Source organism: Alteromonas sp. 76-1 (assembly GCF_900654235.1).
Classification (GTDB): Bacteria; Pseudomonadota; Gammaproteobacteria; order Enterobacterales; family Alteromonadaceae; genus Alteromonas; species Alteromonas naphthalenivorans.
Window position 1 is genome coordinate 638,853 of record NZ_LR136958.1, and the last position, 13,108, is coordinate 651,960.

Annotated in this window: 13 protein-coding genes; 7 read left to right on the forward strand and 6 right to left on the reverse strand. The window is 44.5% G+C overall.

Going from position 1 to position 13,108, the window contains the following annotated elements; all coding sequences use genetic code 11:
* Positions 1-229: 229 nt before the first annotated feature.
* The 3 genes from ALT761_RS02735 to ALT761_RS02745 all read left to right on the forward strand — a co-directional run bounded on the left by ALT761_RS02735 (position 230) and on the right by ALT761_RS02745 (position 4,772).
* Positions 230-2,293 carry a transglycosylase SLT domain-containing protein gene (locus ALT761_RS02735; RefSeq protein WP_232043518.1) on the forward strand — a complete coding sequence of 688 codons (2,064 nt, stop codon included), beginning with the start codon at positions 230-232 and terminating at the stop codon, positions 2,291-2,293.
* Between the two features lie 269 nt (positions 2,294-2,562).
* Positions 2,563-3,882 carry a Xaa-Pro dipeptidase gene (gene pepQ, locus ALT761_RS02740; protein ID WP_129736269.1) on the forward strand — a complete coding sequence of 440 codons (1,320 nt, stop codon included), beginning with the start codon at positions 2,563-2,565 and terminating at the stop codon, positions 3,880-3,882.
* 170 nt (positions 3,883-4,052) lie between these two features.
* Positions 4,053-4,772, forward strand: a complete 720-nt coding sequence (locus ALT761_RS02745) for a ZIP family metal transporter (RefSeq protein ID WP_129736272.1) — start codon at positions 4,053-4,055, stop codon at positions 4,770-4,772.
* A gap of 4 nt (positions 4,773-4,776) precedes the next feature.
* Here ALT761_RS02745 and ispB read toward each other — a convergent pair whose 3' ends face one another.
* On the reverse strand, positions 4,777-5,751 hold the full coding sequence (gene ispB / locus ALT761_RS02750) for an octaprenyl diphosphate synthase (RefSeq protein ID WP_013785543.1): 975 nt from the start codon (positions 5,749-5,751) through the stop codon (positions 4,777-4,779).
* Positions 5,752-6,520: 769 nt separating this feature from the next.
* On the opposite strand from ispB, the gene rplU reads away from it, so the two are divergent.
* The 3 genes from rplU to cgtA all read left to right on the forward strand — a co-directional run bounded on the left by rplU (position 6,521) and on the right by cgtA (position 8,474).
* Positions 6,521-6,832 carry a 50S ribosomal protein L21 gene (rplU, locus tag ALT761_RS02755; RefSeq protein WP_013785542.1) on the forward strand — a complete coding sequence of 104 codons (312 nt, stop codon included), beginning with the start codon at positions 6,521-6,523 and terminating at the stop codon, positions 6,830-6,832.
* Between the two features lie 15 nt (positions 6,833-6,847).
* Entirely contained in the window at positions 6,848-7,105 is a 258-nt protein-coding gene (rpmA, locus tag ALT761_RS02760; protein ID WP_013785541.1) for a 50S ribosomal protein L27, read from the forward strand.
* 172 nt (positions 7,106-7,277) lie between these two features.
* Positions 7,278-8,474: an Obg family GTPase CgtA gene (cgtA, locus tag ALT761_RS02765; protein ID WP_013785540.1), complete on the forward strand. Its 1,197-nt coding sequence runs from the start codon at positions 7,278-7,280 to the stop codon at positions 8,472-8,474.
* A 149-nt stretch (positions 8,475-8,623) separates the two neighbouring features.
* Here cgtA and ALT761_RS02770 read toward each other — a convergent pair whose 3' ends face one another.
* Entirely contained in the window at positions 8,624-8,992 is a 369-nt protein-coding gene (locus ALT761_RS02770; protein ID WP_129736275.1) for a hypothetical protein, read from the reverse strand.
* Between the two features lie 375 nt (positions 8,993-9,367).
* Between ALT761_RS02770 and folA the strand changes: the two genes are divergently transcribed.
* Entirely contained in the window at positions 9,368-9,856 is a 489-nt protein-coding gene (folA, locus tag ALT761_RS02775; protein WP_013785538.1) for a type 3 dihydrofolate reductase, read from the forward strand.
* A gap of 62 nt (positions 9,857-9,918) precedes the next feature.
* Here folA and rpoS read toward each other — a convergent pair whose 3' ends face one another.
* The 4 genes from rpoS to ALT761_RS02795 form a co-directional block, all read right to left on the reverse strand.
* Positions 9,919-10,911 carry an RNA polymerase sigma factor RpoS gene (gene rpoS / locus ALT761_RS02780; protein ID WP_129736278.1) on the reverse strand — a complete coding sequence of 331 codons (993 nt, stop codon included), beginning with the start codon at positions 10,909-10,911 and terminating at the stop codon, positions 9,919-9,921.
* A gap of 73 nt (positions 10,912-10,984) precedes the next feature.
* Positions 10,985-11,848 (reverse strand): peptidoglycan DD-metalloendopeptidase family protein, encoded by an 864-nt coding sequence (locus ALT761_RS02785; RefSeq protein WP_129736281.1) that lies wholly within the window; start codon positions 11,846-11,848, stop codon positions 10,985-10,987.
* A 10-nt stretch (positions 11,849-11,858) separates the two neighbouring features.
* A complete protein-coding gene (locus ALT761_RS02790) occupies positions 11,859-12,437 on the reverse strand; it encodes a YqaA family protein (RefSeq protein WP_129736284.1) in 579 nt (192 codons plus the stop codon).
* The gene (locus tag ALT761_RS02795) at positions 12,434-13,069 is read right to left on the reverse strand and encodes a protein-L-isoaspartate(D-aspartate) O-methyltransferase (protein WP_013785534.1); all 636 of its coding nucleotides are present in this window, start codon (positions 13,067-13,069) and stop codon (positions 12,434-12,436) included. The genes ALT761_RS02790 and ALT761_RS02795 overlap by 4 nt, the downstream gene beginning before the upstream one ends.
* Positions 13,070-13,108 lie beyond the last annotated feature (39 nt).

Below are 13,108 nucleotides of genomic sequence, written 5' to 3' on the forward strand. Positions count from 1 at the left end.
ATAATAGTGCTTGTATAATGGGTGCTATTGACGCAAAGCGCCAATCCAGCAAAACAATAATCTACAATCATGGTGTAAATGTTTGTAAGTCATAATCATCAACGCTGGCACTTTTTACTTCTGTGGCACGGATCCACGCCGATAATTTATCGGCTTTCACGCAAGCATCGTTTTATCATTACACCAACTCTGGTGTATTTGAATGCAACAAGGGGTAGGAGTTCACATTGTGTCGTATAAAGTAGGAATAAATTTTTTTCCAACTGCACTCGCATTTTTTAAGCAGTTGCCTTTGCATAAGCCATTGGGGTTATTTACGTTAGTGGCTATCTCAAGCTGCTTTCAGCTAAGTCATGCGCAAGTTTCGCCGCTATTCCCTGATGACATCTACGCAGATGAGCGGGCCCGTTTCTTAATTTTAGAAAAGAGCCTGCGTACGTTACCCAAAAGACGTTTAGAAGATTTAGACGCAGAAATTTACGGGTTGGCGAATTATCCACTTTATCCCTATCTACTTCGGTTGCGATTAGAACGCACCATGTCGCTTAAAACTCAGCGTGAAGTAGAGCAATTCTTAGAAGATTATGCAGGGCAACCTGTTAGTTATGGTTTGCGCTATAGATGGTTAAACTACCTTGCCTCTCGAGGCCACGAAAACGCGTTTTTAAGCAGTTATCGTGATGGCATGGGCGCTAAACTTACTTGCCAAGCGTTGGGTTACAAATTAAAGCGTACCGACGATCCCAAACCTGTGCTAACTGATGTAGACCCTCTTTGGTATAGCGGCCAGTCGCAGCCCGATGAATGCGACCCTCTATTTGCAAAGTGGCGAAGTAATGGTCTCATGACGCCAGATAAAGTGATTAAGCGTATTGCCATTGCAGCGAAAGAAGATAATCGCCGTATCATTCCTTACCTCAAACGCCAATTGCCAACCAGTCATCAATACCTTGCCGATGCGTGGTCGGCAGTGTCTCGCGACGTAAGCTTAGTCAATCGAAGTCGCCTGTTTCCTATGAAGCACAAAAACAGCGAGGCTGAAATATTAACCTGGGGTATAGAAAAGCTGGCGTGGAGAAACCCCAAAGCGGCAATAAAGGCTTACGATACCTACGCCCCGAAAGAGATTTTCTCAGAGCCTGAATTACATATTATTCAACGGGCTATTGCCTTAAGCGCGACTTTAGATTTCTTACCTGAAGCTCATGAATGGCTAGATAAGGCCGATATCGCAGGTGCCAGCGATGATGTGAAACTTTGGCATGTGTCGTTTTTGCTTCGCGGCAAACAATGGCAGCGGGTTGTTGATGTGATTGATGCCGCCAGTCCTGAACTCCAGCAAGAGGAAAACTTCCGCTATTGGAAAGCCCGCGCGCTCGAAGAACTAGGAAATGTGATGCAGGCTACGGTGATGTATCAGCAACTGTCCACCGAGCGCAATTATTATGGCTTTATGGCGAGTGCCCGTATTAATAGTCAGCCTAATTTGGCACATACGCCTGCACCTCGAGTGCAAAGTGCGGTGCACGCTATTGCGAATACCCCTGCTACCCAACGGGCAATGGAGTTTTACCGTTTAGAGCGTTCTACGAGTGCGCGTCGAGAGTGGCGCTATTTGCTATCGAATTTACCCGACTCACAAGTGACTGATGCAGGCGTATTGGCTTACGAGTGGGGCATATACGACCAAGCCATTGTCAGTTTCGCTAAAAGTGGTTATTGGGATGATGTTGAGCGCCGTTTCCCCTTGGCGTTCGAGTCACAATTTAGTGAAAAGAGTGAAACCTACGACGTATCAAAAGCATTTGCGATGGCAATCGCCCGTCGTGAAAGCTCGTTTATGGTTGATGCTGTATCGCCAGTCGGCGCGGCAGGGTTAATGCAACTTATGCCAGGTACCGCGCAATACTTAGCCAAAAAGAAAGTCAGTCGAAATACCTTGTTTCAAGTTGAGAATAATCTCGACTACGGTGTGCAGTATTTACGTTATCTAGGCGATAAACTTGATAATAACCCTGTATTAGTGTCGGCGTCGTATAACGCTGGCTGGCGTAAAGTGTTGGAATGGTTACCCGCAGGCGAAGCGTTGCCAGTGGACATTTGGATTGAGAATATTCCTTACAAAGAAACCCGTAGTTACGTGAAAGCGGTATTGGCTTATCAGTATATCTACGAGCATCAGTTAGGTGAAAATAAAAACGTGTTTCCGCAGCTTACCCAAGATGTTATTCCTTCATCGAGTGCAGTTAGCACCCACCCTATAACGGGAACCTTGCAATTAGCGCCTCACTAGCGCAGATGTTTAACTGCAGATGTTTAACTAATGATACAAGCCGCTCGGTGAAAGCTAAGCGGCTATCGTGGTACACTATTCTCCTTTAAGAGAGCGTACTCAAGTCGCCTTAGAAGAGAAGCACACTTAACGACAATGGCTAATATTATTCACTTCTCGCACTTTAGTGAAGCTAGCGTAGAACCAGCGTATTTGAAACGGCTGGTAACGCGTTGCTCATTGAAGAAGGCCAGTTAGCCATGCAAATCAAAAAACCTAAATGAGGTGTTATGTCAAAACATCAGGCAAGCTATCAGCAACATATCGAGGAACTACAATCTCGCACTCGCGAAGCACTTCAGCGTGAAGGGCTAGAAGGGTTAGTTATCCATTCAGGGCAAGGCAAGCGCTTGTTCTTAGACGATAACCATTATCCATTTAAGGTAAACCCACAATTTAAAGCATGGGTGCCGGTTATCGATAACCCCAATTGCTGGTTAGTGGTTAATGGTGAAGATAAGCCTACCCTTATTTTTTATCGCCCAGAAGACTTCTGGCACAAAGTACCGCCAGAGCCACAAGATTTTTGGACCGACAGCTTCAATATTATTTTACTTCAACAAGCCGATGCAGTAGAAAAGCATCTGCCTTACGATAAGCGTGGTTTTGCTTATGTTGGAGAATACATTGAAGTAGCCAAAGCATTAGGGTTTGAAAACGTAAACCCAGATAGAGTGCTGCATTATTTGCATTACCAACGGGCGTATAAAACCGATTACGAACTAGAGTGTATGCGTGAAGCAAACAAGCTGGCGGTAGCAGGGCACAAAGCGGCAGAGCAAGCCTTTATTGAAGGCAAAAGTGAATTCGATATTAATTTAGCGTACAGCGCAGCGTGCCGACAAGGCGATAACGACGTGCCTTACACCAGTATTATTGCGCTAAACGAACACGCGGCAATTCTGCATTACATGCAGTGCGATACCATTGCCCCTAAGCAGTCTCGTTCTTTCTTAATTGATGCTGGAGCGAACTACCACGGTTATGCTGCTGATATCACCCGAACCTACAGTCAAAACTCGACGCTATTTTCAGACCTTATTCAAGCCGTGGATAAAGTCACGCTAACCTTGGTAGATTCGCTTAAGCCGAGTGTGGCCTATACCGATATTCATTTGCTTGCCCATGCAGGTATAGCTCAAATCCTACAAGATACTGGCATTGTGAATCTTCCAGCGGCAGATATTGTAGAGCAAGGCATTACACGAACCTTCTTCCCTCACGGCATTGGTCACTTCTTAGGGCTACAAGTGCACGATGTAGGTGGTTTGGTAAATGACGACAGAGGCACGCCAAAACCAGCCCCTGAAGATCATCCTTTCTTACGTTGTACGCGCATGATTGAAGCGCGCCAGGTATTTACCATCGAGCCTGGTTTGTATTTTATTGACAGCTTGCTCAGAGATTTAAAAGCCACCCCGGCGTCGAAATACATTAATTGGGATACGGTAGATACGTATCGGCCATTCGGTGGTATTCGCATTGAAGACAACATCATTGTGCACCGCGATAAGAACGAAAATATGACCCGAGATCTTAATTTAAAATGATCTCATCGCCACGCATCACTCTATGATTAATAGCGTTAGGCTTTAAAATTATAGATGCGCTAAGCAAAAAAAGGCAGCCAACGTTGAGCTGTCTTTTTTTATGGTTATTAAGCACTTTACCAATAGTGTTAGGCTAAGTAATGGAACGACTCAAGGCATAGGGAGCAAACATGCAGCAACCCGATATTCTAAATCTCATTATAGTGGCAACCTTAGCTGGCCTCGCTATGCCTGCTGGTGCGCTCTTATCTAAGGTAAAAGGCTTCCGTCCTAAGTGGTTAGAACAAGAATTGCGTCACGGTATTTTAGCCTTGGGGGCGGGTGCGTTAATTTCAGCGGTAGCATTAGTGTTGGTGCCTGAAGGTATCAAAGACGTATCGGTTTTAATGGCGTGTAGTTGTTTTGTCGGCGGGGCACTTGCCTTTATGGCGTTGGATATTTATCTGGCAAAAAAGAAAACCGCAGGAAGCCAACTTGCCGCCATGTTAAGTGATTTTGTACCTGAATCGGTAGCGCTAGGCACCACTGCCGCCTTAGGTGGAGGTACTATGTTGTTAGGTGTGTTAATAGCAGTACAAAATCTACCAGAAGGGTTTAATGCTTATCGTGAAATGACCCCAGCGAACAAAAACCGTAGTACTAAGCTTATTTGGATTTTTGTATTGATGAGCTTACTTGGCCCAATAATGAGCGCGATAGGGTTTTATTATTTGGCAGATTTCCCCGTCATCATGAGTGGCATTATGCTATTTGCAGCAGGGGGAATTTTGTATTCAGTCTTTCAAGACATAGCCCCTGGTATTCGCATGGAAAACCATTGGTTACCCCCCTTAGGCGCAATACTTGGCTTTTTAGTGGGGCTGGTGGGCGCTATGCTTGAAGCGGGTTAACGCACTAACTAGTGCGTTCTACCGAGATATGAGCAAGAGCAATCAATGCCTCTTTGTAAGGTGAATCTGGAATAATAGATAAACTATCAATGGCCATTTTCACTTCGTTATTGGCACACGTGCGGGTGTAATCGAGTGCCCCAGTGCTTTCCATGATTTGTTGAATGCGGGTAAGGTGAGGTAAACCGTTGCTTTGCTCTATGGCATCGCGAATAAGGGCTTTATCTTCTTCACTGTCGGTATTCCACATTGCATATAGCAAAGGTAGCGTAGGCTTTCCTTCCGCTAGATCATCGCCTGCGTTTTTGCCCATTTCATCACTGTCGGCCATGTAATCTAGAATATCGTCGGCTAACTGAAAGGCGGTGCCTAAGTGCTTGCCGTATTCTTGCATGGCATGCTCTACGTTTTCTGGTTGGTCGGTTAGTACCGCTGCCAGTTGGGTAGCCGCTTCAAACAAGCGGGCGGTTTTACCGTAAATTACGTCGAAATACCGTGCTTCTGTGGTAGAGGCATCGTTGCAGTTCATTAACTGCAATACTTCACCCTCGGCAATTTGATTGGTTGCTTCAGATAAAATGTCCATAACACGCATGCGTTTTAAACTTACCATCATCTGAAATGAGCGGGTATATAGGAAGTCACCTACTAAAACTGATGCTTGGTTACCAAATACGGCGTTAGCGGTTTCACGTCCGCGTCGCATGGTCGATTCATCTACCACATCGTCGTGTAACAAGGTGGCGGTATGTATAAACTCGACAATAGCGGCAAGGGTATGATGGTCAGCATTTTCAATGCCCATTGCACGTGCACTTAGCACGGTGAGTAATGGGCGAAGGCGCTTACCGCCACTATTAACAATGTAGAATCCCAATTGATTAATAAGCGCAACGTCAGAGTCGACTTGCTGTTGAATCAAGTGGTTAACCGCTTGCATATCATCGTTTGATAGCGCGCGTATTTGATTTATATCCATTGGCATGGGCGTAAAAACTTATTCATTTCTTAGGCAATTATAGGGGCTGATTGTACCTGAATGCGCTGTACTATCCACCCAATTAAACACATTAGCCACCCAATTAAACGCATTGGCCACCGAATTAAACGTATTGGCCACCGAATTAAACACATTGGCCACCGAATTAAACGTATTAGCCAACTAATTCAACTGGATCGCAGTCGAAATGTTTTAAAAAGTCCACAATGACTACATTTCTGGGAATCGCACAGCAAGTTATCAATCAGTCGTTTATATATTTACTACGTTAAGTCTTATTATAGGTGCTATCACTCAATTTTGACGTGAAATGTGTATTTTCAGAAATATTCTTTTTGCTAGCTGCGAAGTTCAGATCAAAATGCTACAATCTCGGATCTGTTATTCGATCGTTTCGATCATGGTGATTTGAAGGCGCGGTTTATGCGCGTTTTTATGATCAGATCGGCGCGGTTGGATCGTATTCGATTTTCCATCTACAGATAACGCATTCCATGCTTTTATTAGTTACAAATGCTTATCGAATTTGGCGGTTATCATCTCGAATTTTACCGATTGTCATTTACTTAGTGCTGTTTTCTAAGCGTGACAACGTGCATTTTTGGGTGAATTCACGCGAAAATTCACCCATGTTGGAAAAATAATCTACTTTTATCAGAATCGGGGTTGTGATTTGCGGATGTTTCACGTACAATTCGCGCCCTGTTTTTTGAATTGATTGCGTCAGTGACGCAGAGCGGAGTTAACTATGTACGCGGTTTTCCAAAGTGGCGGTAAACAACACCGTGTGGCCGAAGGCCAAACCGTTCGTCTAGAAAAAATCGAAGTTGCCCCAGGTGACACGATTGAATTCGACAAAGTTTTAATGGTAAGCAACGGTGACGATGTAAAAATCGGCACACCAAACGTTGCTGGTGGTAAGGTGACTGCTGAGGTGGTTACACACGGTCGTGGCGATAAAATTAAAATCGTTAAGTTCCGTCGTCGTAAGCATTCACGTAAGCAGATGGGTCACCGTCAGTGGTTCACGGAAGTGAAAATTACTGGCATTAACGCTTAATAGGAGCACGAACACATGGCACATAAAAAAGCTGGTGGTAGTACCAAAAACGGTCGTGATTCAGAGAGTAAACGCCTAGGTGTTAAACGCTTTGGTGGAGAATCTGTTCTTGCTGGTAACATCATTGTTCGTCAACGTGGTACTCGTTTCCACGCTGGTGACAACATGGGTATCGGTAAAGACCACACGTTGTTTGCATTAAAAAGCGGTAAAGTTCAGTTTGATGTTAAAGGACCGAACAACCGTAAATTTGTAAGCATCGTAGCAGAGTAAGCGCCTTAGCTACTCGCCGAACAGGCTTAGAAAAACCCCGCGCTTGCGGGGTTTTTTGTTTTATGGAAACCCGAGCTTTAGTATCTGGGCAGTACATAACAATTTGGTGTAAACTTAGTAGTTAAATACTGAGTATAAATAACCCCTACGGCAACAATGCCCGGAGTGATAAATGAAATTTGTAGATGAAGCTGAAATTCGTGTTGAAGCCGGTGACGGCGGCAACGGCGTAATTGGCTTTAGAAGGGAAAAATATGTTCCCAAAGGTGGCCCTGATGGTGGCGACGGGGGCGACGGCGGTAGTGTTTTTCTTCTTGCCGATGAAAACCTGAATACATTGATCGACTATCGTTTCGAGCGTTTCCACCGTGCAGAGCGTGGCCAAAATGGTCAAGGCGCTAACTGTATTGGCCGTGGCGGTAAAGATTTAACGGTAAGTGTTCCAGTAGGAACCCGAGCTACCGACAGCGATACGGGTGAAGTACTTGGCGACCTTACTCGTCATGGCCAACAGCTCAAAGTAGCACAAGGTGGGTTTCACGGTTTAGGTAATGCGCGTTTTAAGAGCAGTACTAACCGTGCACCACGTCATAAAACCAATGGTACGCCAGGCGAAATTCGTAATTTAAAACTCGAATTAATGCTATTGGCCGATGTGGGTTTACTAGGTATGCCGAATGCAGGTAAATCTACGTTTATCCGCTCTGTATCTGCAGCTAAGCCTAAAGTGGCCGATTACCCGTTTACTACGCTAGTGCCAAACCTAGGTGTAGTTCGTCAAGACGCACAGCGCAGCTTCGTAGTAGCCGACATTCCTGGGCTTATTGAAGGTGCAGCTGACGGCGCAGGTTTAGGTATCCGTTTCCTTAAGCATTTAGAACGCTGCCGTATACTGCTTCATGTTGTAGACATTATGCCTGTGGATGAAAGCGATCCAGCTGAAAATGCCAAGGCTATTGTTGAAGAACTCGAAAAGTACAACCCTAAATTAGCAAGTAAACCTCGCTGGTTAGTGTTTAACAAAGTCGATTTGATGCTTGAAGAAGAAGCCAATGAGCGCTGCAAAGAAATTGCCGCACAAATTGGTTGGGAAGGCCCGATATACCAAATATCTGCTTTCCAGAAAATTGGCTTAGAGCCGCTTTGCCGAGAAATCATGGACTTCATCGATACGCTTCCAACCGAAGTTATTGCAGAAGAAGAAACGAAAGATGTTGAGTTCAAATGGGATACTTACCATCGTAATACGTTAGAAGCACAAGACGCTGACTTAGGCGACGACTTCGAAGACGATTTAAGTGATGACTTAGACGATGATGAAGATTGGGACGAAGATGACTACGATGTAGAAGTTGAGTACCGTCGTTAACTAAAAAAGCATTCACGCTTATTTCAGTGCTAAACGAACAACATTAAAACCGCTAGTTTGCGAAAACTAGCGGTTTTTTTATTAATAGCATTTGATTTCTTTTTAAAATATACAGCTTACATGCTAAGCCGGTAAGCATTTTTATCAGCTTACTGATGCACAGATTTAAGCAAAAAAGCTGACAACATTGCTGATTCTGTGGCTTGTAAGACGGAATTAGCTCTATCTAAAATGGCGTTTCGGTACTCGGGTAGTTTCAGGTGGTAATAGGTTTCTTCAAGTAGCCCAGCTAGGCTCGTCACTTTGCTTTTCATCGCTTCATTTTCGCCGCCATCTACTTCTAAGAGAATAACCGCAATATCAAAAGCGCAACCTAAGTAAGGAATAGCTTCGGTGTATTGTCCGCAGTGCAGTAAAAGCGTGCCTTGCATCTCGTCTCTGGCCATAAAGTGAAGCGCTTGCTTCGGGTTGCTGTAAATCCAATCTTCGTGTTTTGCACACAAGTAAGTTATTTGCATTTGCTTGCCCTCCTAATTACACCCTAGACGATATAAAACATTATCACAAATGATAATTGTTTTTATTTGCATGTGGTTCGTAATTAAGATTGACTCGTCTCGCTTTTTTCACCCTAGCAACGCGCAGTAGACAATAAGGCCCAGCAGGCCATATGGGGAGAAAGGAGAAAGCAGAAAGGAGAAAGAGTAAGACTACTTAATCTGTATCTAAGTAAGTCAAAAATGAGAAAATAAACAGGAAAGAAAAGTGGTTAGGTTTGTTTAAATTCATAGTAACGGGGGCAGGTAAGTCGAAGGGTGTTATCGCCTCGGTTTTAATCAGTTATCATAGGTGCAATTGAAACACTTTTGGTCAGTATTACTATGAAAATTGCGATGATTGCCGCGATGGCTAATAACCGTGTTATCGGAGCTGATAACGACATGCCTTGGCATTTGCCAGCAGATTTGAAACATTTCAAACAAGTAACCATGGGTAAGCCTGTCATTATGGGGCGTAAAACCTATGAGTCTATCGGACGCGCTTTGCCGGGAAGGCCGAATATTGTTATCACTACAAACAGCGCTTACAGTTTGCCAGACGCGTCGGTTGTATCATCACCTGAAGCGGCTATCGAATATGCTTCAGCATTAGAGAGTCACCCAGATGAGGTTATGATTATTGGTGGTGGCACCATTTATCAGGCGTTTTTAGATAAGGCTGATACTTTGCACCTAACATTTATTAATTTGGCAGTAGAAGGCGATACACAGTTTCCTGATTATGATGCCCATGGCCATTGGAAAGAGAAAAGCCGTGAGGAGCACACCGCTGATGAGAAGAACCCCCATAACTACACTTTTGTGAGTTTAACCAGGGTTTAAGACTACAAACAAAAATGCCGAGGGCAAAATGCGCCTCGGCATGGTGTTAGTACAATGTGCTATTAATTCATTTGGTTAAATAAATTTTCTAGCGATAGGCCTTGGTGGCCTAGAATGTCTCGCAATCGACGTAATGCCTCTACTTGAATTTGACGAACTCGTTCACGAGTAAGACCAATTTCAGCACCCACATCTTCAAGCGTTGAGGGCTCATAACCCATTAATCCAAAGCGTCTTGCCAACACTTCACGTTGCTTAGGGTTGAGTTCTTCCAGCCAGCCAACAATATTTGATTTGATGTCTGAGTCTTGTAAGTTCTCTTCTGGACCGAATTCTTTTTCATCGGCTAGAATATCTAATAACGCTTTATCGTTTTCGCCACCAATTGGGGTATCTACCGACGTAATACGTTCATTAAGTCGCAGCATCTTGGTAACGTCTTCGACAGGTTTGTCTAAGGCAAGTGCAATTTCTTCGGCAGTAGGTTCGTGATCGAGTTTCTGAGATAACTCACGAGCTGCACGTAAATATACATTAAGTTCTTTAACGACGTGGATAGGTAACCGAATCGTGCGCGTTTGATTCATAATTGCGCGTTCAATGGTTTGTCTTATCCACCACGTTGCGTACGTTGAAAAACGAAAACCACGTTCGGGATCGAACTTTTCAACAGCACGTATAAGTCCTAGATTCCCTTCTTCGATTAGATCTAACAAGGCAAGGCCGCGGTTGTTGTATCGACGCGCTATTTTCACTACTAGGCGTAAATTACTAACGATCATGCGCTTGCGTGAGGCTTCACATCCACGTAGAGCCTTTCTGGCGAAAAACACTTCTTCTTCTGCGCTAAGCAGAGGTGAGAAGCCGATTTCACCTAGATATAACTGTGTGGCATCTAGATTTTTTGGTTGGTCGTCTTGGCTTAACACTAATTCTTCTGAATTGGTGTCAGTGTCATCAGATATTATTTTATCTGTTTTCAGATCGGCTGGCATATCAATGACGTTTAAGTCATCTTTTGTATTTGATTCTAGGCTTTGATTTATATGACCCACGATGAATCTCCTGCTTCAAGGTTTACCTTACGACGTTTCTCCTTAATTCGTTTCTTATTATTATTTTTTATTATTATGGTCGTTTAGCTGGCAGATAACGCAGTGGGTCTAAAGACTTTCCACGATACCTAACTTCAAAATGAAGTTTTACCGAATTTGTTCCGCTGTCACCCATGGTGGCGATTTTTTGCCCCGCTGACACCCAGTCTCGTTCTTTGACGATAATAGTGTCGTTGTATGCGTAGGCACTTAAAAAGGTGTCGGTATGTTTGATAATAACCAAATTACCGTAGCCTCTTAAGGCGCTTCCTGAATAAACAACTTTTCCATCTGCTGCCGCGTGTATCGATGTACCTTTTGCCGCAGCGATATCAATTCCTTTGTTGCCCGACTCTGACTTACTGAACGTTTCGACAATTTTTCCTTTGGAAGGCCAAACCCACTTTTTTACCTTGTCAGGAAAACTGTTTGGTGTCGTTATTTTGACGCTTTCTGACGGCCTCTTGACGCTCGTAACGTTTTGTCGCTTAACAACTTTTTCACCTTCACCATACCCCTGTGATATAGGGCGGTCAATCAAACTTTTGTCTATCGGTGTCGTGGTCGGATCTGCTGACTGAATGGTCTGAGGTTTGGATCTTGACGAAATCTTTACAATTTCAGGCGGGGGAGTAATGCGTAATTCTTGACCAGGGAAAATGCGGTAAGGTTCTGATAAGCTATTAAATTTAGCGATATCTCGATAGTCATTTCCGGTATACCAAGCGATACCAAAAAGGGTGTCTCCTGGCTGTACTTTATAGGTATCTGATGTGAATCCACCAGACTCTTGATCTGATTGACTATTTAATAAAACCACGGGGGCTGGGCCGGTTCGGCTACTGCAACCTTGTAGTAGCAGTAGCAAAGTACCAATCAGAAAAAAGCGGTATGACATCGCTTTGCTATTATCGCAAGATGAGGTAAGCGGCAACAGCCATTAACACTACTGCCCAGCCTAATACTTCTACATACTGGCGAAGTTTGGCTTCCATAGGGGCGCCGCCCCAGCGCATAAGTCCGGCGACTAAGAAGAATCTTGCACCACGGCCTACCGCAGAGGCAATAAGAAAAGGAAAAAAGGCCATCTGCAGAAAACCTGCACTGGTGGTGAAGACCTTGTACGGAATAGGGGAGAACCCGGCTACAAACACCACCCAAACACCGTAATCGGCAAACCACTGCGTGGCAGTTTCTATTTTGTGAGTATAGCCCCAACTTTCAATGATAGGCGCTAACCACGCATCAAAGGCAAAATAACCCAGCCAATAACCCGCTATACCTCCAAAAATAGACGCAAGGGTAGTAATAAGCGCGAAGCGCCACGCTTTGTCCGGTTGAGACAACGACATGGGCGCAAGCATGACATCTGGTGGAATAGGGAAAAATACTGACTCAGCAAAACTAAGCCCACCTAAATATTTAACCGCATGGCGGTGTCTAGCCCATCGAAGTGCCATGTCGTACATTGGCTCAAACAATTTCACAATAGCTCTCCTGCTACTAAGGGAACAAAACGCACCGCCTCTATAGTGGTGGTTTTTAGTTCGCCTTCTATCCTGTCGATACACAATAGAGACTGCTGTTCATTTCCTACGGGAATAATCAGGCGGCCTCCTTCTTTTAATTGATCGCATAAATCTTGCGGCAAACTACTGGCCGCAGCCGTCACAATAATGGCATCGTAAGGACCTTTAGATGTCCACCCTTTCCATCCATCACCATGCTTCATGGCAATATTATGTAAATCGAGTTGGTTCATCCGCCTTTTGGCATGAAACTGTAGCGATTTGATTCGTTCTACGCTAAATACCGCCGAAAAAAGCTGTGCAAGAATAGCGGTCTGATAACCGGAGCCGGTGCCAATCTCTAGCACTTTTTCTGGTTTATTCGGACTATCTAGCAGCAGTTCGGTCATTTTCGCAACAATATAGGGTTGCGAAATGGTCTGTCCCTGCCCAATAGGCAGCGCAGTATTCTGATAGGCTTTATGCTTAAGCGCATCAGGTAAGAATGTGTCCCGGGGTGTACCGGCAATGGCGTTAAGCACAGGCTGCGAACGGATCCCTTCGTCATAAAGCAGCTGTGCTAGCGCATCCCCTTTTCTGGAGGCTCTCATGGTGGTGCTTATTATCCTTATTATCGGCCGCGCATTATT

What these genes read in the sequence shown, in the direction of transcription:
- pepQ (WP_129736269.1), top strand. Translation starts at nt 2,563, where the DNA reads ATGTCAAAACATCAGGCAAGCTATCAGCAACATATCGAGGAACTACAA.
- ALT761_RS02745 (WP_129736272.1), top strand. Translation starts at nt 4,053, where the DNA reads ATGCAGCAACCCGATATTCTAAATCTCATTATAGTGGCAACCTTAGCT.
- ispB (WP_013785543.1), bottom strand. Translation starts at nt 5,751, where the DNA reads ATGGATATAAATCAAATACGCGCGCTATCAAACGATGATATGCAAGCG.
- rplU (WP_013785542.1), top strand. Translation starts at nt 6,521, where the DNA reads ATGTACGCGGTTTTCCAAAGTGGCGGTAAACAACACCGTGTGGCCGAA.
- rpmA (WP_013785541.1), top strand. Translation starts at nt 6,848, where the DNA reads ATGGCACATAAAAAAGCTGGTGGTAGTACCAAAAACGGTCGTGATTCA.
- cgtA (WP_013785540.1), top strand. Translation starts at nt 7,278, where the DNA reads ATGAAATTTGTAGATGAAGCTGAAATTCGTGTTGAAGCCGGTGACGGC.
- ALT761_RS02770 (WP_129736275.1), bottom strand. Translation starts at nt 8,992, where the DNA reads ATGCAAATAACTTACTTGTGTGCAAAACACGAAGATTGGATTTACAGC.
- folA (WP_013785538.1), top strand. Translation starts at nt 9,368, where the DNA reads ATGATTGCCGCGATGGCTAATAACCGTGTTATCGGAGCTGATAACGAC.
- ALT761_RS02785 (WP_129736281.1), bottom strand. Translation starts at nt 11,848, where the DNA reads ATGTCATACCGCTTTTTTCTGATTGGTACTTTGCTACTGCTACTACAA.
- ALT761_RS02795 (WP_013785534.1), bottom strand. Translation starts at nt 13,069, where the DNA reads ATGAGAGCCTCCAGAAAAGGGGATGCGCTAGCACAGCTGCTTTATGAC.